The sequence below is a fragment of the Curtobacterium oceanosedimentum genome (genome assembly GCF_040545555.1).
Classification (GTDB): domain Bacteria; phylum Actinomycetota; class Actinomycetes; order Actinomycetales; family Microbacteriaceae; genus Curtobacterium.
The window spans coordinates 51,220-71,502 of the sequence record NZ_JBEPMD010000009.1 but is presented as its reverse complement, the minus strand read 5'-3'; the positions used below and the strand labels follow the sequence as shown (position 1 = coordinate 71,502).

At 72.5% G+C, this 20,283-nt stretch carries 22 protein-coding genes and 1 pseudogene; 15 read left to right on the top strand and 8 right to left on the bottom strand.

Going from position 1 to position 20,283, the window contains the following annotated elements:
- The first annotated feature begins 2 nt into the window (after positions 1-2).
- Positions 3-479, top strand: coding sequence for a hypothetical protein (locus ABIC52_RS11350; protein WP_354027358.1), 477 nt, complete (start codon positions 3-5; stop codon positions 477-479).
- 417 nt (positions 480-896) lie between these two features.
- A complete protein-coding gene (locus tag ABIC52_RS11345; protein WP_354027357.1) occupies positions 897-1,145 on the top strand; it encodes a hypothetical protein in 249 nt (82 codons plus the stop codon).
- A 6-nt stretch (positions 1,146-1,151) separates the two neighbouring features.
- On the opposite strand, the gene ABIC52_RS11340 is transcribed toward ABIC52_RS11345, so the two are convergent.
- Positions 1,152-1,625 (bottom strand): NUDIX hydrolase, encoded by a 474-nt coding sequence (locus ABIC52_RS11340; RefSeq protein WP_354027356.1) that lies wholly within the window; start codon positions 1,623-1,625, stop codon positions 1,152-1,154.
- Entirely contained in the window at positions 1,580-2,902 is a 1,323-nt protein-coding gene (locus tag ABIC52_RS11335) for a glutamyl-tRNA reductase (RefSeq protein ID WP_289469705.1), read from the bottom strand. Before ABIC52_RS11335 ends, ABIC52_RS11340 begins: the two co-directional genes overlap by 46 nt.
- 122 nt (positions 2,903-3,024) lie before the next feature.
- On the opposite strand from ABIC52_RS11335, the gene hemE reads away from it, so the two are divergent.
- The 13 genes and pseudogenes from hemE (at position 3,025) to ABIC52_RS11270 (ending at position 14,908) form a co-directional block, all read left to right on the top strand.
- Entirely contained in the window at positions 3,025-4,155 is a 1,131-nt protein-coding gene (hemE, locus tag ABIC52_RS11330) for a uroporphyrinogen decarboxylase (protein WP_354027355.1), read from the top strand.
- A complete protein-coding gene (locus tag ABIC52_RS11325; RefSeq protein ID WP_354027354.1) occupies positions 4,152-5,480 on the top strand; it encodes a protoporphyrinogen/coproporphyrinogen oxidase in 1,329 nt (442 codons plus the stop codon). Before hemE ends, ABIC52_RS11325 begins: the two co-directional genes overlap by 4 nt.
- 98 nt (positions 5,481-5,578) lie before the next feature.
- Positions 5,579-5,833: a hypothetical protein gene (locus ABIC52_RS11320; protein ID WP_066651317.1), complete on the top strand. Its 255-nt coding sequence runs from the start codon at positions 5,579-5,581 to the stop codon at positions 5,831-5,833.
- A complete protein-coding gene (locus tag ABIC52_RS11315) occupies positions 5,830-6,264 on the top strand; it encodes a phage holin family protein (protein ID WP_354027353.1) in 435 nt (144 codons plus the stop codon). The genes ABIC52_RS11320 and ABIC52_RS11315 overlap by 4 nt, the downstream gene beginning before the upstream one ends.
- A 34-nt stretch (positions 6,265-6,298) precedes the next feature.
- Entirely contained in the window at positions 6,299-6,529 is a 231-nt protein-coding gene (locus ABIC52_RS11310) for a DUF3618 domain-containing protein (RefSeq protein ID WP_058729362.1), read from the top strand.
- A 72-nt stretch (positions 6,530-6,601) separates the two neighbouring features.
- Positions 6,602-7,384 carry a hydrogen peroxide-dependent heme synthase gene (gene hemQ, locus ABIC52_RS11305; protein WP_174234665.1) on the top strand — a complete coding sequence of 261 codons (783 nt, stop codon included), beginning with the start codon at positions 6,602-6,604 and terminating at the stop codon, positions 7,382-7,384.
- Positions 7,381-8,613, top strand: a complete 1,233-nt coding sequence (locus ABIC52_RS11300) for a ferrochelatase (RefSeq protein WP_354027352.1) — start codon at positions 7,381-7,383, stop codon at positions 8,611-8,613. Before hemQ ends, ABIC52_RS11300 begins: the two co-directional genes overlap by 4 nt.
- Complete coding sequence (gene hemC / locus ABIC52_RS11295; RefSeq protein WP_126890056.1) at positions 8,610-9,683, top strand: hydroxymethylbilane synthase; 1,074 nt, start codon at positions 8,610-8,612, stop codon at positions 9,681-9,683. Before ABIC52_RS11300 ends, hemC begins: the two co-directional genes overlap by 4 nt.
- Before the next feature lie 99 nt (positions 9,684-9,782).
- Positions 9,783-10,517: pseudogene (locus tag ABIC52_RS11290) on the top strand (uroporphyrinogen-III synthase); the annotation flags it as partial.
- Positions 10,514-11,569 (top strand): porphobilinogen synthase, encoded by a 1,056-nt coding sequence (gene hemB, locus ABIC52_RS11285; RefSeq protein ID WP_354027351.1) that lies wholly within the window; start codon positions 10,514-10,516, stop codon positions 11,567-11,569. The pseudogene ABIC52_RS11290 and the gene hemB, both read left to right, overlap by 4 nt.
- Entirely contained in the window at positions 11,566-12,930 is a 1,365-nt protein-coding gene (hemL, locus tag ABIC52_RS11280; RefSeq protein WP_126892130.1) for a glutamate-1-semialdehyde 2,1-aminomutase, read from the top strand. Before hemB ends, hemL begins: the two co-directional genes overlap by 4 nt.
- Before the next feature lie 143 nt (positions 12,931-13,073).
- Positions 13,074-14,252: a sensor histidine kinase gene (locus ABIC52_RS11275; protein WP_126892129.1), complete on the top strand. Its 1,179-nt coding sequence runs from the start codon at positions 13,074-13,076 to the stop codon at positions 14,250-14,252.
- A complete protein-coding gene (locus ABIC52_RS11270; protein WP_126892128.1) occupies positions 14,249-14,908 on the top strand; it encodes a response regulator in 660 nt (219 codons plus the stop codon). Before ABIC52_RS11275 ends, ABIC52_RS11270 begins: the two co-directional genes overlap by 4 nt.
- 3 nt (positions 14,909-14,911) lie before the next feature.
- Here the strand turns inward: ABIC52_RS11270 and ABIC52_RS11265 are convergent, their stop codons facing one another.
- The 6 genes from ABIC52_RS11265 to ABIC52_RS11240 all read right to left on the bottom strand — a co-directional run bounded on the left by ABIC52_RS11265 (position 14,912) and on the right by ABIC52_RS11240 (position 20,185).
- Positions 14,912-15,808, bottom strand: a complete 897-nt coding sequence (locus ABIC52_RS11265; protein ID WP_148113367.1) for a L,D-transpeptidase — start codon at positions 15,806-15,808, stop codon at positions 14,912-14,914.
- 84 nt (positions 15,809-15,892) lie between these two features.
- Entirely contained in the window at positions 15,893-16,339 is a 447-nt protein-coding gene (locus tag ABIC52_RS11260; RefSeq protein WP_126892126.1) for a hypothetical protein, read from the bottom strand.
- Between the two features lie 169 nt (positions 16,340-16,508).
- Positions 16,509-17,294, bottom strand: a complete 786-nt coding sequence (locus ABIC52_RS11255) for an ABC transporter ATP-binding protein (RefSeq protein ID WP_209675944.1) — start codon at positions 17,292-17,294, stop codon at positions 16,509-16,511.
- Between the two features lie 53 nt (positions 17,295-17,347).
- Positions 17,348-18,040, bottom strand: a complete 693-nt coding sequence (locus tag ABIC52_RS11250) for a GntR family transcriptional regulator (protein ID WP_209675946.1) — start codon at positions 18,038-18,040, stop codon at positions 17,348-17,350.
- Positions 18,041-18,130: 90 nt separating this feature from the next.
- A complete protein-coding gene (locus ABIC52_RS11245; protein WP_209675948.1) occupies positions 18,131-19,108 on the bottom strand; it encodes an MDR family oxidoreductase in 978 nt (325 codons plus the stop codon).
- A gap of 48 nt (positions 19,109-19,156) precedes the next feature.
- Entirely contained in the window at positions 19,157-20,185 is a 1,029-nt protein-coding gene (locus tag ABIC52_RS11240; protein ID WP_126892122.1) for a 6-phosphofructokinase, read from the bottom strand.
- Positions 20,186-20,283: the final 98 nt, after the last annotated feature.

Here is a 20,283-nt window from a genome sequence, read left to right as displayed (position 1 = left end):
TCATGCGCGATGTCGTCAAGCCTTCTGCGTTCCGCGCGGGCGATGCTCTGATCATCGCCACCAGCGGTGCGGTGTTCTCCGCGCTGGTGTGCCTGAGTGGGGCGTGGCTGATGGCGACCGATCGTCTCGACAGCCCCACGCGGTCGATCGTCGTAGTCGTCGGGAACATTGCGGTGTGGATGTGTCTCGGCCCATGCGGGCTGTCGATGGTCTACTTCTACCTGCGTGCTCTGCAGCTCAGGCGACGCGAGGAGAAGCTGGGATACGCAACCGGCCCGTACGCAGAGGGATCCCTGTTCGTCGTCGACGCGAGGACCGGACTGATCCTCCGGCGGCCGGATGAGCCACCGCTCAGAAGCCGGAAGGATGTGAAGACCGCGCGAGCCCGAGCTTCCGAGCTGTTCGACGTCCGTACGACGAAGGTCGGTGGCGCGAGTGACGACACGACTCGAACCCGGGGTGTTCGAGACGATGCGTGACCCCGGTCCGGTCGAACCGAACGGGGAGTGCCGGGTCGCCTACCGAGGTCCCCGTGTGGCTGGGAGGCGAGGAGCGTCTCATGCATCAACCAGTGTTCGTGCCGGCAATCTTTCTCGGCGCGGTGCTCATCGTCGCTTGCGTTGTTCTCCTCACGACGGGACGGACACCCGGTTGGAACACGATCAGGACGGACGCTCCGCAGCGCCGGACTCGATCATCTGGTTGCTCTCGTGCGAGGGCCCCGAGGACGAGTGCGGTCAGACGGATCCCGGACGCGCGGCTCTGCTCGGTGTGTACAGCTCCGAGCGCGAAGCGCTTGAGGCCGAACGAACAGCGCGTGGAGATCCTGGGCTCCAGACGTACGTCGATGGCTACGAGATCAACGGGTTGAACTGGGAGACGGAGTTCACCGTCCAATGACGACCATCTGGCTCCTCGTCCACCGGTCGACGGTCGACGACGACACGACGATCACCGCGAAGACGATCGGGTTCTTCGACGCACGGTCGGTCGCTGAGGAAGCGATCGGGAGCCTGTGTCGGAGATTCGAGAGCTACCGGTCGGATCCAGAGGGCTTCGCGGTGTACGAGCTGCCCGTGGACGCGACGATCGACCGGTCCCTGTCGGACGAGATCATGTTCGGCCCGCGGCGGGCGGCGAGCTGATGCCCGTCAGTCGACGAGCCCTGCGGCGACCAGCCGCCGCAACGTCTCGACGCCCGCCGGCGGGCACCGGCCCGCGTCCGCGGAGGTGACCCACTCCACCTCGTCCACCTCTGCGGAGGGGACCGGCGTGGCGGCGTCCGCCGTGCCTCCCGGCCGGACCAGGAAGAGCGCCATCGCGACCATCGTCCCCGGCGCCTGCCCGTGCGCCGGCTCCGTGACGGTCCCGAAGGACTCGACGTCGGCAGCGGTGAGCCGCACCGCGATCTCCTCGTCGGCCTCACGCAGCGCAGCCTGCACGTCGCTCTCGTGCGGCTCCGCCTTCCCACCGGGCAGGTAGAGCACGTCGCGCCCGCGGGCGCGCACCATCAGGACCCGCCGGTCGCGCACCAGCAGCAGCGCGCTGACACGCAGGGTCGGGGCGTCGGCCTGGAGGCTCAGCTCGCGTCCGCCTCGCCGGTCCGGTCCGACGACACGGGGCACTCGGGCGCAGTGCGCTCCGCGAGCGGCACGACCGGCGACGGCAGCTCCGCCTCGGGCTCCGGGTGCACGCCGAACAGGGCGTCGAGGGCGCCGACGAACTCCTCGCCGCGGCCCGCGCGACCGAGCTCACGCGCGCGCACCGAGGGGCGGTGGAGCAGGACGCCGACCAGGTGCCGGAGCGCCCGTTCGGTCTGCTCGACGGACTCGGGGTCGGCGTCGCGACGCTTCGCGCGGTCGATCTCGTCGTCGAGGATGTCGAAGACGTGCTTGCGGAAGGCGACGAGTGCCGGCGTGGTCGACTGCTCGAGCGCCTGCGCACGGAAGCGGGACACCGCGTCGTCGACCATCTGCCGGGCCTCGGACTCGGCGTTCAGCTCGGCGATCGGCGCGTGGATGCTGATCGTTTCGAGGTCGAGGAGCTCGACACCGTCGACGTCGGCGGCGTCGGGGTCCACGTTGCGGGGGAGTCCGAGGTCGATGACGATGCGGCGCTGGCCGTCGTCGAGGTCGGCGGGTTCGACGACCGGGACCTCGCTCGAGGTGCAGGTGATGACGACGTCGCTCGCGCCGATGGCCTGGCGCAGGTCGGTCGCGGCGACCAGGTCGTGCTTCGCGGCGAACCACGGTGCGCGGCCGGAGGGCGAGAAGACCTGGATGGTCGTGGCGCCGCGGTCGCGCAGGGCCGCGATGGTGGTGGCGGCGTAGCTGCCGGTGCCGACGAGCAGCACGCGGGTCCGTGCCCAGTCGGTGATGCGCGACGAGGCGAGCTCGAGGCCGAGTCGGACGAGCGACCGACCGGCTGCGCCGATGCGGGTGCGGGTCTTGACGCCGCGGGAGGTGTGCGCCGCCTCCTGGAAGAGCCGCTCGAGGTCCGAGGTGGTCGTCCCGTTCGCGCGGGCGTCCTCGAGCGCTCGGCGGACCTGGCCGGAGATCTCGGTCTCGCCGACGACCACGGACTCGAGGCCGCTGGACACGGCGAACAGGTGCTGCACGACGTCCCCGCCGCCGAGCACGCTGACGGAGTCGAGGACCTCGGACGGCACGAGGTCGCTGGCGGTGGCGACGGCGTCGACGGTGGCCGACACGGCGGAGTCGCGGTCGTCGCCCGCGATGTCGAGGTAGGCCTCGAAGCGGTTGCAGGTGGCGAGGACGACGGCTCCGTCGAGCACGTCGGAGTCCGTCACCAGACGGCTCGCGGCGGTCGGTGCGCCGATGCTCAGTCGCTCCAGGAGGTCGAAGCTGGCGTTGCGGTGCGACGCCGTGAGACAGATGAGCACGTCTTCCATCGTAACTCGCGCTCGGAGCGACGGCTGTTCGCCCTCCGCGTGCACAGCAGACTGTGGGGTGGCGACGGCGTCCTGGGCGGTCGGTGCCCGGCGGCGGATGGGAGAATCGGCGGGTGACCTCCGCCGTGCCCTCCGCCCTGCCCGACAGCCACCCGCTCGTGACCGGCAGGACCTCGGGGTCGCCGCTCGTCCGGGCGCTCCGCGGGGACCGGCCGGAGACGCTGCCGGTGTGGTTCATGCGCCAGGCCGGTCGGTCGCTGCCGGAGTACCGGGAGCTGCGCGTGGGCACCGCGATGCTCGACGCGTGCCTCGACCCGGCGATGGCGTCGGAGATCACCCTGCAGCCGGTCCGACGCCACGGGGTCGACGCCGGCATCTTCTTCAGCGACATCGTCGTGCCGATCAAGCTCGCGGGTGTGGACGTCGAGATCGTCCCCGGTCGCGGTCCGGTGCTCGGGTCCCCGATCCGCACGGCGGCGGACGTGGACGCGCTCGCCCCGCTCGACCCCGCGGCCCTCGCGCCGATCACCGAGGCCGTGCAGCGCACCGTCGCGGAGCTCGGCGACACCCCGTTGATCGGGTTCGCCGGAGCGCCGTTCACCCTCGCCGCCTACCTGGTCGAGGGCGGGCCGTCGAAGGACCACATCCGCGCCCGCACCCTCATGCACAGCGATCCGGAGACCTGGGCGCGCCTGCTCGACTGGGCCGCCGGCGTCTCGGGGGCGTTCCTCCGGGCGCAGGTGACCGCCGGTGCCTCGGCCGCACAGCTCTTCGACTCGTGGGTCGGCTCGCTGTCCCGCACGGACTACGTGGCCTCGGTCGCACCGCACTCCGCGACGGCGCTGTCGCACGTGGCCGACCTCGGTGTCCCGCGCATCCACTTCGGCGTCGGCAGCGGCGAGGTCCTGCACGAGATGACGACCCTGGGCGACCCGGCCGACACGATCGCCGTCGACGCGGTCGGGGTCGACTGGCGCGTCCCCCTCGACGACGCCGTCCGCCGCGTCGGCACCGGGGTCACCGTGCAGGGGAACATCGACCCCGCGATGCTCGCCGCCCCGTGGCAGGTCCTCGAGGACCACGTGCGCGACGTCGTCCGTCGCGGTGGCGCGGCCCGGGCGCACGTCGTCAACCTCGGGCACGGCGTCCCCCCGGAGACCGACCCGACCGTGCTCACCCGCGTGGTCGAGCTGATCCACGGGCTGGGCGACGGCCGGAGCGACGGGGCGGGAGCCGCAGCGTGACCGACGTCGTCGTGGTCGGGGGTGGCGTCGCCGGCCTGGTCGCCGCCCGTGACCTGGCGAAGGGCGGCGCGCACGTCGTCCTCGTCGAGGCCGGGGACCGCCTGGGCGGCATGATCCGCCGGCACACCGTCGCCGGGCTCGACCTCGACCTGGGGGCGGAGTCCTTCGCGACCCGGACCGACGCCGTCGAGCGGCTCGCGATCGAGCTCGGCCTGGGGAACGACATCGTGTCGCCGGACCCGCGTGGTGCGTGGCTGATGACCCGCGACGGCCGGACCGCCCCGATCCCGCAGACCGGGTTCCTCGGGATCCCGGGCAGCCCGATGGCCGCCGACGTCCTTGCGGTGATCGGCCAGGGCGGTGGGCTCCGCGCGCAGATGGACTCGCTGCTGCCCTCGCCGATCGGTGCCCGGGCGCAGTCGCTCGGCGCCCTCGTCCGCAAGCGGATGGGGGAGCGCGTGCTCGACGACCTGGTCGTCCCGGTCGCCGGCGGCGTGTACTCGACGCACCCCGACCAGCTCGACCCCGACCGCGTGGCCCCCGGTCTCCGCGCGGCCCTGCAGCGTGAGGGGTCGCTCGCCCGCGCCGTGCTCGCGCTGCGCTCCCGGGCCACCGCGGGGTCGGCGGTGCAGGGCATCCGCGGCGGCATCGCCCGACTCGTCGACGAGCTCGTGGCCGACATGGCGACCTACGGGGTCGACGTCCGGCTGGGCACCCGCGCGACGGCGATCGAGCGCTTCGCCGTCGAGACCGTGGCGGCCGACGGCACCCGGGAGCGCCTGCCGGCCCAGCACGTCCTCGCCTCGACCGCCGACCCCGCACGAACCGCGGCACCGGACCGCACGGGCATCGAGCTCGTGACGCTCGTGGTCGACCAGTCGGAGCTCGACGCCGGACCCCGTGGCACCGGGATGCTCGTGCACCCCGATGCCGAGGAGGTCCGGGCGAAGGCGCTCACGCACGCCACGGTGAAGTGGCCGTGGCTCGCCGAGGCCGCTGGCGGCCGACACGTGTTGCGGCTGAGCTACGCAACGCGACCCGAGGGCGACGGGACGGGACCTGCGGGGACGGGGACGAGCCTCCCGGTCGACCCGGACGATGCCGTCGGGACCCGCGCCACCCGCGACGCCACCGCACTGCTCGGCGTCCCGGTGACCGCAGACCGCGTGGTGGGCGCCGCCCGGGTGCGCTGGTACGGGCCCGACCTGACCGCCGCGGGCCTTGCCGAGGGTGTCGTCGGCATCGGGGAGACCTCGTCCGGCCGCGGTCTGGCGGGCATCGTCGCCGCTGCCCGCACGTCCGCTGCACGCATCCTGGGTTCCTGAGCGGACCGGGGAGCGCCCGAGGGCTACTGTGGACGAACGCCGGACGTATTCCGTTCGGCGCATGACCACCGCACACCCTCAACAACGGAGGATCGCACATGCGAGGCAAGCTCCTGTTCGTCGCCGGCGCCGCACTCGGGTACGTCCTGGGATCGCGAGCCGGACGGGCGCGGTACGAGCAGATCAAGACCGTCAGCGGCAAGATCTGGAACAACGGCAACGTCCAGAAGGGCGTGCACCAGGCCGAGGAGTTCATCCAGGACAAGGGCCCGGACGTGGCCGAGTTCGTCGGTGAGCAGACCAAGAAGGTCGTCCGCAAGGTCAGCCAGAAGAAGGACTCGACCACCTCATGACCGACACCCGCGACCGCAAGTCGCGATCGTTGTTCGGTCTCGTCGGGGACATCCCGAAGCTGGTCAAGAACCTCGTCAAGGGCGAGATCGACCTGCTGAAGGCCGAGATGATCGCCAAGGCGAAGGTCTTCGGAGTCGCTGCCGGGCTGCTCATCGGCGCCCTCGTCATCGTGCTCTACGCGATCGGCGTGCTCCTGACCGCCGCCGTCATGGGTCTCGCGACCGTCATGCCGGCGTGGCTCGCGGCGCTGCTGCTCGCCGTCGTCATGCTGATCGTCGCCGGCATCCTCGGGTTCGTCGGCTGGAAGCGCTTCAAGAAGGGCCTGCCCCTCACGCCGAAGCGCACGATCGACAGCGTCAAGGACGACATCAACGCCGTGAAGGGCCTGGGCAACAAGCCCGGCCAGCACGACCGGAACCCCCGCGCCTGAGCGGCGGGACCGACACCCCGACCGGAGGACCCCTGTGACCGATCAGCACGACGACCTGGCGAACCGCGTCGCGGCGACCCGCACGCAGCTGTTCGAGACGCTCGACGCCATCGAGGACAAGCTCAACGTGCCGAAGCAGCTCGGCATCGCGGCGTCGAAGGTCAAGCAGGGGATCGACGAGAAGCCGGTGCCCTACCTGGCCGGCCTCGCAGCCGGTGTGGCGGTGGTCGGGAGTATCGTCGTAGCGGTGCTCCGACGGCGGTAGACCGCCTCTGATCGGTGGTCCTCCGGACGCGGCGCGCAGCCACGACCCAGGCAACCGACAAGACGAGGAACCATGAGCTCCGACGTGCACGCAGCCCCGCACGAGAACGTCCCCGACCACGCCGCCGGCGCCCCCGCGCACGGTGGCAGCCCGGCGCACGAGACCGACCCGGCGAGCGGGATCGACCCGAACCTGCTCACCGCGTACGCGCTGTGGGCCGTGTTCCGTCGACCGCTCGGACCGATCCACCGCGTCGGTGACGACGCCGTCGCCGAGCTCGACGCCGCCGTCGCCCGCGCGGCCGATGCCGGGGTCACGATCCGCGGCTTCTACGACGTCTCCGGCTTCCGCGCCGACGCCGACGTCATGATCTGGCTGCACGGCGACGACGCACAGGCGATCCAGGCCGCGCTCCGCGACCTCCGCCGCACTGCGCTGTTCCAGGACGCCGAGCCGGTGTGGCACGCGATGGCGATGCACCGCGAGGCCGAGTTCAACAAGCGCCACACGCCGGCGTTCCTCCGCGGCAAGGACCCCGAGGCCTGGATCACGGTGTACCCGTTCGTCCGGTCGTTCGAGTGGTACCTCCTGCCGGAAGAGGAGCGCTCGAAGATGCTCCGCGACCACGGCATCGCCGGCGCGAAGTACCGCCGGGTGCTGACGAACACCATCGCGACCTTCGCCCTGAGCGACTACGAGTGGATCCTGCCGCTCGAGAGCCCCGAGCTCGTCGACCTCGTCGACCTCATGCGCGACCTGCGCTACACCGAGGCGCGCCTGCACGTGCGCGAGGAGGTCCCCTTCTTCACCGGTCGTCGGGTGACGACCGCCGAACTGCCGGAGGTGCTGTCGTGACCGACACCAGCCAGATCACCAACGGGAAGGTCCTCGCCGCGACCCCGGCGGCCGTCGACGGCCCCGAGCACGTCGAGGTCCCGACCGCGTACGACGCGATCCTGCTCGCCGGCTTCGGCGGCCCCGAGGGCCAGGACGACGTCATCCCCTTCCTCCGCAACGTCACCCGCGGCCGCGGCATCCCGGACGAGCGCCTCGAGGAGGTCGCGCACCACTACCGCCACTTCGGCGGCGTGAGCCCGATCAACGCGCAGAACCGCGCGCTCAAGGCGGCACTCGAGGGCGAACTCGCCAAGCGCGGCATCGACATGCCCGTGCTCTGGGGCAACCGGAACTGGGCGCCCTACCTCGAAGAAGCCTTCACCGAGGCCGCCGACAAGGGCTACACCAAGCTCATCGCCATCGCGACGAGCGCCTACTCGTCGTTCTCGAGCTGCCGCCAGTACCGCGAGGACTACGCCCGCGTGCTCACCGAGACCGGCCTGATCGACACGATCCAGGTCGACAAGGTCCGCCAGTTCTTCGACCACCCGGGCTTCGTCCGCCCGTTCGTCGACGGTGTCCGCGACGGCATGGCCCGCGCGATCCGCGAGAACGAGGGTCTCGACGTCGCGACCGAGCTCCACATCCTGTTCTCGACGCACTCGATCCCGTCCACCGATGCGGCGAAGTCGGGCCCGGACTACCGGGGCTTCGACGAGCACGGCGCGTACGAGGCCCAGCACCTGGCCGTCGGCGAGGTCGTCCTCGAGCAGGCCTGGGCCGAGCTGCTCGAGCAGCCGGAGTTCGCGCACCTGCAGGGCACCGCCAAGCCCGCGTGGAAGCTCGTCTACCAGTCGCGGTCGGGCCCCCCGACGCAGCCGTGGCTCGAGCCCGACATCAACGACTACATGAACGAGGAGCTGAAGGGCGGCCCGACCCGCGCCGTGCTCATCGTCCCGCTCGGCTTCGTGAGCGACCACATGGAGGTCATGTGGGACCTCGACGAAGAGGCCACCGAGACCGCGGGTGAGCTCGGCTTCTGGTCGCTCCGCACGCAGACCCCCGGCGTCGACCCGGCGTACGTCGCCGGTCTGGTCGACCTGGTGCTCGAGCGTGTCAACGGAACCCCGAAGACCGAGCGTCCGCACCTGACCGACATCGGCCCCTGGTACGACGTGTGCCGTCCGGGCTGCTGTGAGAACGTGCGCGCCGGGTTCAAGCCGGCCGCGGCCGGGGTCGCTCCGTGACGGACGGCCACAGCGCGACGCCCTCCGACGGCCCGGCCCCGATCCGGCTCGGCACCCGTGCCAGCCGGCTCGCGGTCGCGCAGTCGCAGGACGTCGCCGACCGCCTGGCGAAGGCCGCGGGTCGCCCCGTCGAGCTCGTCACGGTGACGAGCGAGGGCGACACGAACCGTGCGTCCCTCGCGAGCCTCGGCGGCACGGGTGTCTTCGCCAGCGCCCTGCGCGAAGCCCTGGTCGCGGGCGAGGTCGACGTGCTCGTGCACTCGCTCAAGGACCTCCCGACCGCTCCGTACGAGGGGCTCACGATCGCGTCGGTGCCGAAGCGCGCCGACGCCCGTGACGTCCTGGTCGCGCGGAACGGTGCGACGGTGGACACCCTGCCCGAGGGCGCGAAGGTCGGCACGGGCTCGCCCCGCCGCGTCGCGCAGCTCAAGGCGAAGCGTCCCGACCTCGACGTGATCGACATCCGCGGCAACATCGACACCCGCCTCGGGCGCGTGGACGATGACCTCGACGCCGTGGTGCTGGCCGCCGCCGGACTCGGTCGCATCGACCGACTCGGTGCGGCGACCGAGCTGCTCGACCTCGGCTTCTGGCCGAGTGCTCCCGGCCAGGGTGCGCTCGCGGTCGAGATCCGTGCGGACGAGACGGACAAGAGCCTGCTCGCCGCGCTCCGCAAGCTCGACCACGCGCCGACGCGCCTGACCGTGACCGCTGAGCGCGAGATCCTCGCGAAGCTCGAGGCCGGCTGCTCCGCACCGATCGGTGCGACCGCGGTCGTCGACGCCGAGCTGCTGCTCGTGTCCGCCACGGTCTACCGCCCGGACGGCTCCGAGTACCGCACGGCGTCGCACGCGGCACACCTCGACGGCTCCGCGCAGGACCGGCTCGACGAGGCCCTCGAGGTCGCCGGTCGCGTGGCTGCCGAACTCCTCGAGAACGGTGCTGCCGAGCTGGCGGACCTGGCGTCGTCGGTGTCCGATGCTCCGGCCGAGGGCGGCCACTCGGCCGGGCCGGGGCTCTCCACGCCCGCTGCCGAGCAGCCGGCGGACGACAGCTCGACGACGGCCTAGGCGGTCACCACGGACGACACCGCTCGCGTCGCGGACGAGGCACGGCCCCCGGTCGTCCTCGTCCCGCGCGGCGGTGCATGGGGTGACGCGGTCGCCGCGGCGGCCCGGGAGCGCGGCTTGCAGCCCGTCGTCGTCCCGCTCATCACGGACGCGCCACCCGCCGATCCGGCGGAGCTCGACGCGGCGCTCGCGCGGTTCGCTCCGGCCGGGAGGCACGACGCACCCCCCGCGGACAGTGCGCGTCCCGACGGGGCCGGCCCCGGAGCCCCCTGGCTCGTGGTGACCAGTGCGACGGCCGTGCGCGTGGTCGCCGGGCGCGTGCCGCGCCTCCCGGCCGGGGTCCGCGTGGCCTGCGTCGGTGCGGCGACCGCACGGGCCGCGCGCGAGGCGGGCTGGCCCGTCGACCTCGTGCCCGACCACCAGTCCGCCGCCGGACTCGCCGCCGCGCTGCCGACCGACGCGGGACCCGTCCTGTTCCCGCGGTCGGAGATCGCCGCGACCACGCTCGTCGACGGGTTGCGCGCCCGCGGCATCCCCGTGTCAGAGGTCGTGGCGTACCGTACCGTGGGGACGGGCGACGATCCGATCGTCCTCGACCCCCCACCGGACGCCGTGCTCGTGACGAGCGGGAGCGTCGCCCGACAGGTCGCTGCGCGGATGACCCCGCTCGACCCGCGCACGCACGTCGCGTGCATCGGACCGTCCACCGCCGACGCCGCCCGTGCCGCGGGACTCCCCGTGCACGTCGTGGCCGCCGGTCGGTCCGCCGAAGCCCTGCTCGACGCCGTCGTCGAGACCCTCCACCCGAACCCCAGAACAGGAAGGTCATCGTGACCGGACGCTTCCCCCAGGTCCGCCCCCGTCGACTGCGGGCGACCCCCGCCATGCGACGCCTCGTCGCCGAGACGCGGATCCACCCCGCCGAGCTCGTGCTGCCGATGTTCATCCGCGAGGGCGCGACCGACGCGATCGACATCTCGAGCATGCCGGGCGTGCAGCAGCACTCGCTCGACTCGTTCCGACGGGCCCTGAACGAGGCCGCGGAGCAGGGCGTCGGCGGCGTGAACCTCTTCGGCGTGCCGACGTCGAAGGACGCCGAGGGCTCCGGGGCGACCGACCCGGACGGCATCCTCAACGTCGCGATCCGCGTGGCGCGGGAAGAGGTCGGCGACGCGCTCGTCGTGCAGTCCGACCTGTGCCTCGACGAGTTCACCGACCACGGCCACTGCGGCGTGCTCGCAGCCGACGGCTCGGTCGACAACGACGCCACGCTCCTGCGGTACCGCGACATGGCGGTGGCCCAGGCCGAGGCCGGCGCGGAGCTCGTCTGCATGAGCGGCATGATGGACGGCCAGATCGCCGCCGCACGTGACGCGCTCGACACCGCCGGGCACAGCGGCACCGCGCTGCTCGCGTACTCGGCGAAGTACGCCTCGGCGTTCTACGGGCCCTTCCGCGAGGCCGTCGCCTCGACGCTCGTCGGCGACCGCCGCACCTACCAGATCGACGCCGCCGACGGCCGTCAGGGCCTGCGTGAGGTCCTGCTCGACATCGAGGAGGGCGCCGACATCGTCATGGTGAAGCCCGCGATGAGCTACCTCGACGTGCTCGCCCGCACCGCCGACGTCTCCGAGGTCCCCGTCTGGGCGTACCAGATCTCCGGCGAGTACGCGATGATCACGGCCGCCGCCCAGAACGGCTGGATCGACCGTGACGCCGCAGCGATGGAGGCCCTCGTCGGCATCAAGCGAGCCGGCGCGGACGCGATCCTGACGTACTTCGCCGTGGACATCGCACGGAAGCTCAACCAGGAGGCCGGCCTGCGCACGTCCGGCAGCACCGCGGCGGTGTCCGGCGTCGCCTCGACCGGGAAGGCCCCCGAATGACCACCACCACCGCCCCCAGCGGCACCGCTCCGGTGTCGAACGACGAGCTGTTCGGCCGTGCGAAGGACAGCATCCCCGGCGGCGTGAACTCGCCCGTCCGCGCGTACGGCTCCGTCGGCGGCACCCCCCGCTTCCTGACGTCCGCCTCCGGGCCCTACGTCACCGACGCCGAGGGGCGTCAGTACGTCGACCTCGTCGCGTCGTGGGGTCCCGCGATCCTCGGGCACGCGCATCCGGGCACCGTCGAGGCCGTGCAGCAGGCAGCCGCACGCGGGCTGTCGTTCGGGGCCTCCACCCCGGGCGAGACCGAGCTCGCCGAGCTCGTGAAGCAGCGCGTGCAGGTCGACGGCGACGGTCCGATCGAGAAGCTCCGCATGGTGTCCACCGGCACCGAGGCCACGATGACCGCCATCCGCCTGGCCCGCGGCTACACCGGGCGTGACCTGCTCGTGAAGTTCGCCGGGCACTACCACGGTCACTCCGACTCGCTGCTGGCCGAGGCCGGCTCGGGCGTCGCGACCCTCGCACTTCCGGGCAGCGCGGGCATCACCGCCGAGACCGCCGCGCAGACCCTGGTGCTGCCGTACAACGACCTCGACGCCGTCCGCGCCGCGTTCGACGAGCACTCCGAGCGCATCGCCGCCGTGATCGTCGAGTCCGCCGCCGCGAACATGGGCGTGCTCGCGCCGGACCCCGGCTTCAACCGAGCGCTCGCGGAGATCACTCGGGCGCAGGGCGCACTGCTCATCGTCGACGAGGTCCTCACCGGGTTCCGCGTCGGCCCGGCCGGCTGGTGGGGCCTCGAGGCGGACGGCACCGTCCCCGAGGGCACCGGGTGGAAGCCCGACCTCGTGACGTTCGGCAAGGTCATCGGCGGCGGGATGCCCCTCGCCGCGCTCGGCGGTCGTCGCGAGGTCATGGACTTCCTCGCCCCGCTCGGCCCGGTCTACCAGGCGGGCACGCTGTCCGGGAACCCGCTCGCCGTCGCCGCGGGCACCGCGACCCTGCGGGCGGCGACGCCCGACGTGTACGCGCACCTGGACCGCACGGCGGCGACGATCGCGGACGCCACGAGCGCCGCGTTGTCGGCCGAGGGCGTGGCGCACACCGTGCAGCACGCCGGCAACCTGTTCTCGTTCGCGTTCCTGGAGCAGGCACCGCGGAACTACGACGACGTCCGCGCGCAGGAGGCCTTCCGCTACGCGCCGTTCTTCCACAGCATGCTCGACCAGGGCGTGACCCTGCCGCCGAGCGTGTTCGAGGCGTGGTTCGTCACGGCTGCGCACGACGACGAGGCCGTCGGACGCGTGCTCGACGCCCTGCCCGCAGCTGCTCGTGCGGCGGCTGCTGCGACCGCCTAGGAGTCCCCTCCGCAAGACGCCACGTCGGCGGTTCCTCGCAGCGGTACGTCGCTGCGTGGGGCCGCCGACGTTGCGTTCCGCGGTGGAGGTGCGGTCGAGCTCGCGTGCTGGTGGGGAAACCGACTGACATGTAGTGTTCTACCGTGCTGCACGCGACGCCGTCTTCGTACTTCCGCTCCACGCGCGGCTGTCGACTCCTCGTCGACCTGACCGTCACCGTCGCCTTCGCGTGCGTCATCTGGACGTACTCGCTCTCGTACGACGGGTCGGTCGACAACGGGGACCGGGTCGTCCGGGCATGGACCGGGTGGAACCTGTTCATCCCCGCCGTCACCGTCGCCCTGGTCGGGATCCGTCGGCTCGTGCCGTGGGTCGTGCTCCCCGCGCTGCTCGCCGTGGACTGGTACGACCGCTGGCAGTCCATCGGGAGCGAGCCCTTCGGTGTCGCGGTGGGGCTCTTCACCATCGCCAGCGAGCGGCCGTGGCGCCAGACCCTCGTCGCGGGCGCTGTGGCGTTCACCGTGCTCGTGGCGTCGACGCAGCTCATCGGAAGGACGATGCGCGGGTTCTGGACGTGCCTGATCGTCTACGCGTTCGGCATCGTCGCGGGGCTGGCGGTGCGCCGTGCGCAGGCCTCCCGGTGGCGGGTGCTCCGGCTCCTCGCACAGTCGCGCGTCGAGCGCAGGACGACCCAGCGCGCCGAGGAGCGGGCGGCGCTGGCGCTCGAGGTCCACGACGTCTGCTCCAACTCCCTCGCGGTCGTCAGTCGACTCAGCGAGGTCGCTCGCAGCCGTGTCACGACCGACCCCACCGAGGCCGTGCGTCTCCTGGACGACGTCACGCGCGTCGCCCGGGACGGCATGACCGAGGTCCGACGGTTCGTGCGGCTGGCCGAGAGCGACCCGGTCGACGGGGACGTCCACGCCATGGTGGCGCGCGTCCGGGCGGTCGGTGTCCCACTGACGGCGACGATCTCGGGCGAGCCGCGGGACCACCGGGTCGCGGCGACGGTGTACCGGGTGGTGCAGGAGGCCCTGACGAACGTGCTGCGCCACGCACGTCCTGCACGCGTCGAACTCGAGGTCCACCACGACCAGGACGGCGGGCTCTCCCTGCGGGTCCTGAACGACGGGGTGGTCGCGGCCACGCGGGGCTCCGGGCGGGGGACGCGCGGCATGGCCGAGCGGGTGGCGGCACTCGGCGGGAGCCTCCGGGCCGGGCCCGGACCGTCGGACGACACCTGGTGCGTGGAGGCGACCGTCCCACCTCCCGGCCACTCGGCCACGGGAACGGACCGCCGATCGACGGTGGTGGCACGGTGATCCGCGTCCTCGTCGTGGACGACCAGCACCTGCTCCGGACCGGGACCGCGATGGTGATCGGGACGGCGGACGACCTCGTCGTCGTGGGTGAGGCGCAGGACGGTCTCCAGGCCCTGGAACGGATCGGTGTCCTCCGACCGGACGTCGTCGTGACCGACATCCGGATGCCGGGGATGGACGGCATCGAGACCACCAGGCGCATCACGGAGCGCTTCCCGGCCGTCAAGGTGCTCGTGCTCACGCAGTTCGACCTCGACGAGCACGTGTTCGGCGCCCTCGCGGCAGGCGCGAGCGGCTACCTGCTCAAGGAGAGTTCCGCGGAGGAACTCTGCGCGGCGATCCGCACGGTGGCTGCGGGCGATGCGATCGTGGCCCCACGGGCGTGCCGACGGCTGGTCGAGACCGTGAAGCCGACGCTGCTGTCGGCCCGCCCGCAGTACGCGCCGTCCTCGCCCTTCGACGCCCTCAGCGCTCGGGAGCTCGACGTCGTCCGGGCCCTGGCGGACGGGGCGTCGAACGCCGAGGTCGCCCGGTCGCTCTTCATCTCCGAGGCGACCGTGAAGAGCCACGTCGCGAGCATCCTGCGGAAGCTCGGGGTCCGTGATCGTGTGCACATCGTCATCGAGGCGTTCCGGTGCGGAGTGGTCGGGGACTGATCGTCAGGGCAGGACGACGATCGGCGTCCCCAGCGGCAGTGCGTCGAGTTCTGCGACGGCATCCGTTCGGACCCGGATGCACCCGTGCGATGCTCGGCCCCGCGGGTTCGGGTTCGCATGGATCGCGATGAGTCCGCCGTCGGTACCGGTGTACGGCTCGTCGGCTGCGGTCGCGTGCAACGACGTGAGCTGGATCGCTCCGGGTGCCAGCGCCTGTGCGGGGTCCACGTAGCGGGCCTGGAGGTAGCCGCTCACGCCCGTCGGTGTCGGTGTGGAGTCCTGTCCGACGCCGACCTCGTGTCGGCGCTGTCCCTGCGTGGTCGTGATCGTCATCGACTGCTCCGCGACACGGACGGTGACCGAGGCCGCGGTCGGTTGCATCGTGGGCAGGTCGCTGGTCCGTGCCCACGCCGCCGTCTGCGCGGGCGCACGCGACGGACCCGCCACCGAGGGCAGCGTCTTCCGGGCAGGCGTCAGCACGAGTGTCCACTCGCCCGTCGTGGTCGCCGCAGCGACGACGGTCGGCGCGCGCAGGAAGTTGCGGCCGGGGAGCACGGCGACCGGTGCTCCGCCGCGGTCCGCGTACAGCACGAGGTCGTGCTCGAGGAGGCCGGCGTGCGACGGGACAGCGTCGGGCCCGGGTAGGAGTGCGCCGATGACGGCGTCGTGCACGGCGACCGGGAGGCCCTCGGTGGACGGCACCGTCGGTGTGGTCGTCGCCTCCGGCGTGGGGCTCGGCGTGGAGCGTCCGCTCGGCGTCGGGCGTCCCTGCGCGGGCGACGACGGACGTGACGGACGCGGGCTCGTGGAGGTGGTGCTGCAGGCCGACGCTCGTGCTACGAGCGCGGCGCCCACCGTGAGTCCGAGGCAACGGAGCGCCGCGCGGCGGTCGAGGGTCATGGGTCGGTCCTTCCGGCGGTCCGAGGATCAGTGGCGGGGACAGGGCGGGGCCGCGGCGCTGTGGCACCGCGGCCCCGTGCCGGATCAGCCCGCGACGCGCGGGAGCTTGGTCGGGGGCTGGGTGACGCCCGGCTTCCCCACCGGTGCCTTCGGCTTCGAGGTGCCCGGTCCAGGAGTGCTCTTCCCCGCGTGACGGTCGGGGTTCGCCACCTCCTCCAGCTCCGACCCGTCGTTCGCACTGCACCCGGCCGCGAGGAGCTGCCGAGCGCTCTCCGGCGTGAGGCGTCCGTCCTTGCCGTACACCGGTGTCGGCTTCGTGCCCGTCGTGCAGGTGAACCCGTCACCGGCTGGCTGCTGCTGGCGCTGCTGCACCGGGCGCTGCTGCACCGGGCGCTGCTGCTGCGAGGAGGTCGGTCGATCCGCACCTGCGCGGTCCGGTTCGCCGTGCGCCGTGAGTGGGGCGAGGACGACCCCACCCACGAGGGCGAGCCCGGCCGTGGTGGCGAGGAGGGTCTTCTCGATGCTGTTCACGATGTGCTCCGTTCGGTCCGTCGGCGGTCTCTCCGTCGACGTGAACAGTGAACAGCTGGAACATCACATTGCGGACCGTCCCGACGGCCGGTTCCGCGCCCCGCCTTCCGGACGAGTCGGCGCGCGGTTCCCCGTCGACGGGTGGTTCCGGACGGGAGGCGCGGCTCGGCTACTGCGCGCGGCGCGCGTGCCAGCGTCCCGCGGTCCGCTCGATGGTGAGCGGGAAGGCGAAGGCGTGCGACACCGCCTCGGACGTGATGACCTGGTCGGCAGTGCCCTGGGCCACGACGGCACCGTCACGCAGCAGCATCGCGTGCGAGGTCGACGCGGGCAGGTCCTCGAGGTGGTGGGTGACCATCACGCTGCCGAGGTCCGGGTGCCGCTGCCGGAGCGCGTCGACCGTCTCGAGCAGGTGTTCGCGCGCGGCGACGTCGAGGCCGGTGGCCGGCTCGTCGAGGAGCAGCAGACGCGGCTCGCTCATGAGCGCCCGCGCGATGAGGGCCCGGCCCCGCTCACCCTGGGACAGCACCGGCCAGCGGGAGTCGACCCGCGCCTCCAGTCCGACGTCGGCGACGTGCCGGCGCGCGGTGTCGACCTGGTCCGCGCTCGGTTCCCACCGCATCATGAGGTCGGTCGTGCCGGTCAGCCCGGTGAGCACGGTCTCGAGCACCGTCAGCGGCGACAGCATGCGGTGTCGCGGGTCGACGTGCCCGATGTGCTCGCGGAGCTCCCGGACGTCGACGCGGCCGAGTCGGCGGCCGAGCAGCTCGACGGTGCCCGCCGTCGGGTGCCCGGTCGCGCCGAGGACGGCGAGCAGTGTCGACTTGCCCGCGCCGTTCGGACCCAGCAGCGCCCAGTGCTCGCCGCTGCGGACGGTCAGCGACACGTCGTGCAGCAGGTCCCGCCCGGAGCGGGTGACGCGGAGGGCTTCGCTTCTGAGCAGGACGTCGGTCACCCGGCCAGTCTGCCCGGTCGGGCCACCCGTCCGGATGCCGCGGCCCGCTCGTGTCAGGCGGTCGCGTCGGCGTCGGCGTTCGCGTGCGACGCCCGGATCTCCGCCATGTGCTCGGCCATCGCCCGGGACATGCCGCGGATCACGGCACCGGCAGCCTCGCCGTCGCGGGCCTTGACCGCTGCACGGAACGAGTCGAGCCCGTGCTTGACGTCCCAGAACACGAACTCCGGCTGCCCGATGCGCACGAACTTCGCGCGGTTGACGATGCCCTCGGCGGTCTTGACGAGCAGCTCGTTGCCCGAGTGTGCGACGAGGAACGCGATGAGCGCATCGACGTCGTCGTTCAGGGCACGGTCCTCGGCGTCGGCGTGCTTGCGGGCCTGGTCGAGGAGCTTGCCGAGCTGCTTGACCGCGGCGTCGTCGAGCTTCGGCACGGCCCAGCGGGCGGCGAGTTCGGCGAACCCGAAGAGCAGCTGGAACGCGTCGTCGTACTGCTCACGGGTCGGCGAGGCGACGCGCGTGTAGCGGTTGGCCTCCATCTCGACGAGCCCGTAGTCGACGAGCTTCGCGATGGCCTCGCGGATGGGCGTCCGGCTGACCCCGAGCCACGCGACGAGCTCGTCGTCGTTGAGGCGCTCCCCGGCCTGCAGCGTGCCGTCCTGGATCGCGGCGAGCATCTTCTCGAGCACGACGTCGCGCAGGAGCTTCCGGGGGGACGACTCCACCGACGACTTGGGTACCGGCATGGCTGCTCCTCACAGGTTCGGGTGTTCCGTGTGCCAAACCTAGCGTGTCAGTTGGCAAGCGTTCGGGAAATCACCTGAAAGGGAAACAGGTCAGCGTCGCAGGTCGACCACCGTCCGGCCGTGCACCCGGCCCGCCACCACCTCGGCGCCGACCGCGATCGCGTGCTCGAGGTCGACCGTGCGGGTGACGTCGGCGAGCAGTGCCGGGTCGAGGTCGGTCGCGAGCCGCTCCCACGCCTGCTGGCGCAGCGGCAGCGGGGCCTCGACCGAGTTGATGCCGAGCAGGGACACCGCGCGGAGGATGAACGGCATCACCGAGGTCGGCAGTGCCGAGTCCTGCGCGAGCCCGCACGCCGTGACCGCGCCGCCCCACTGCGTCGCCGCGAGCACGTTCGCGAGGGTCGCGCCGCCGACGCTGTCCACGGCGCCGGCCCAGGTCGCGCGCTGCAGCGGCCTGCCGAGCTCGGCGATCGCCGCACGGTCGACCACGTCCGACGCGCCGAGGGCCCGGAGCGACGCCTCGTTCGCCCGGCGACCGGTCGAGGCGGTCACCCGGTACCCGCGCGCGGCGAGCAGGGCGATCGCCACCGTGCCGACGCCGCCGGAGGCCCCGGTGACGAGCACCGGTCCGTCCTCGGGGGAGACCGTCCGCTCCAGGGCGAGGACGGAGAGCATCGCGGTGAAGCCCGCGGTGCCGATCGCCGCCGCGAAGGAGTCCTCGATCGTGTCCGGCAGCACGACGAGGGACCCGCTCGGGACGACCGCGTGCTCGGCCCACCCACCGTGCCGCGTCTCCCCGAGGCCCGCGCCGTTGCACACGACCCGGTCGCCGATCGCGACGTCGTGGACCCCGGGGCCGAGCGCCGACACCGTGCCGACGACGTCGATCCCCGGGACGAGCGGGTCGATCCGGGCGACGCCGGGGTTGCCCGCCAGGGCGAGCCCGTCCTTGTAGTTCACGCTGGAGTACGTGACGTCGACCGTGGCCTCGCGCTCGGTGGGGTCGGGGAGGTCGACCTGCGTGATCGCGGGTGGGGTGGAGCGGGAGACGAGGACTGCGCGCGTCATGCGTCGGACGCTACCCCGTGCCTCCCGGCCGGGCGTGCCGGAACCTGCTCAGCCGAACATGATGGCGGCCTCGTCGTAGCGCGCCTGCGGCACCGTCTTCAGCTCGCCGAGGGCGTCCTCGAACGAGACGTGCACGATCTCCGTGCCCTGGAGCGCGACCATCCGTCCCCAGCGTCCCTCGACCACGGAGTCGATCGCCGCGAGCCCCAGCCGCGTCGACAGCACCCGGTCGTAGGCGGTCGGGGTCCCACCGCGCTGGATGTGCCCCAGCGTGGTGGCACGGGTCTCGATGCCCGTCATCTCCTCGATCATCGGCGCGAGGCGCTCGCCGATCCCGCCCAGACGCGGACGCCCGAACGCGTCGAGACCGCGCTCGGTGTGCGCGTTGTCCTCGTGGTCCGGCACGAAGCCCTCGGCGACGACCACGAGCGGCGCCCGCCCGCGGTCGTAGGCCGCCCGCACCCACGCCGCGATCTGCTCCATGCTCGTCTTCTGCTCGGGGATGAGGATCGCGTGCGCGCCCGCGGCCATGCCGGAGTGCAGCGCGATCCAGCCCACGTGTCGGCCCATGACCTCGGCGACCATGCAGCGCGAGTGCGACTCGCCGGTGGTGCGGAGGCGGTCCATGGCCTCGGTGGCGATGGCGACGGCGGTGTCGAAACCGAACGTGTAGTCGGTCGCACCCAGGTCGTTGTCGACGGTCTTCGGCACGCCGACGATCTTGAGGCCCGCGTCGGTCAGGCGCTTCGCGGCGGCCAGGGTGCCCTCGCCGCCGATCGCGACGATGGCGTCGATGCCGTGCCGTTCGAGGGTCTTCGTGATGTTCTCGACGCCGCCGTTCGGTCCCTCGAAGGGGTTCGTGCGGCTCGTGCCGAGGATGGTCCCGCCCTGCTTGGCGATGCCCTGGATGTCCTTCCGGCCGAGGGGCACGATGTCCCCGTCGACGACGCCCCGCCAGCCGTCACGGAACCCGACGAACTCGTGGCCGTGGATCGCGATGCCCTTGAGCACGATGGCGCGGATGACCGCGTTGAGGCCGGGGCAGTCGCCTCCGGAGGTGAGGATGCCGATGCGCACGGAGACTCCAACGTCGTCGGGTTGCGGGGACCTCCCCATAATGTCTGACGGTGGTGTGGCATTACCATCCCCGTGTGTCCCTGCCGTCCTCCGTCACG

Excerpts from the sequence above, each read along its gene's own strand:
- ABIC52_RS11350 (WP_354027358.1), top strand. The coding sequence starts at position 3 with ATGCGCGATGTCGTCAAGCCTTCTGCGTTCCGCGCGGGCGATGCTCTG.
- ABIC52_RS11345 (WP_354027357.1), top strand. The coding sequence starts at position 897 with ATGACGACCATCTGGCTCCTCGTCCACCGGTCGACGGTCGACGACGAC.
- ABIC52_RS11320 (WP_066651317.1), top strand. The coding sequence starts at position 5,579 with ATGCGAGGCAAGCTCCTGTTCGTCGCCGGCGCCGCACTCGGGTACGTC.
- ABIC52_RS11315 (WP_354027353.1), top strand. The coding sequence starts at position 5,830 with ATGACCGACACCCGCGACCGCAAGTCGCGATCGTTGTTCGGTCTCGTC.
- hemQ (WP_174234665.1), top strand. The coding sequence starts at position 6,602 with ATGAGCTCCGACGTGCACGCAGCCCCGCACGAGAACGTCCCCGACCAC.
- hemL (WP_126892130.1), top strand. The coding sequence starts at position 11,566 with ATGACCACCACCACCGCCCCCAGCGGCACCGCTCCGGTGTCGAACGAC.
- ABIC52_RS11265 (WP_148113367.1), bottom strand. The coding sequence starts at position 15,808 with ATGACCCTCGACCGCCGCGCGGCGCTCCGTTGCCTCGGACTCACGGTG.
- ABIC52_RS11250 (WP_209675946.1), bottom strand. The coding sequence starts at position 18,040 with ATGCCGGTACCCAAGTCGTCGGTGGAGTCGTCCCCCCGGAAGCTCCTG.
- ABIC52_RS11245 (WP_209675948.1), bottom strand. The coding sequence starts at position 19,108 with ATGACGCGCGCAGTCCTCGTCTCCCGCTCCACCCCACCCGCGATCACG.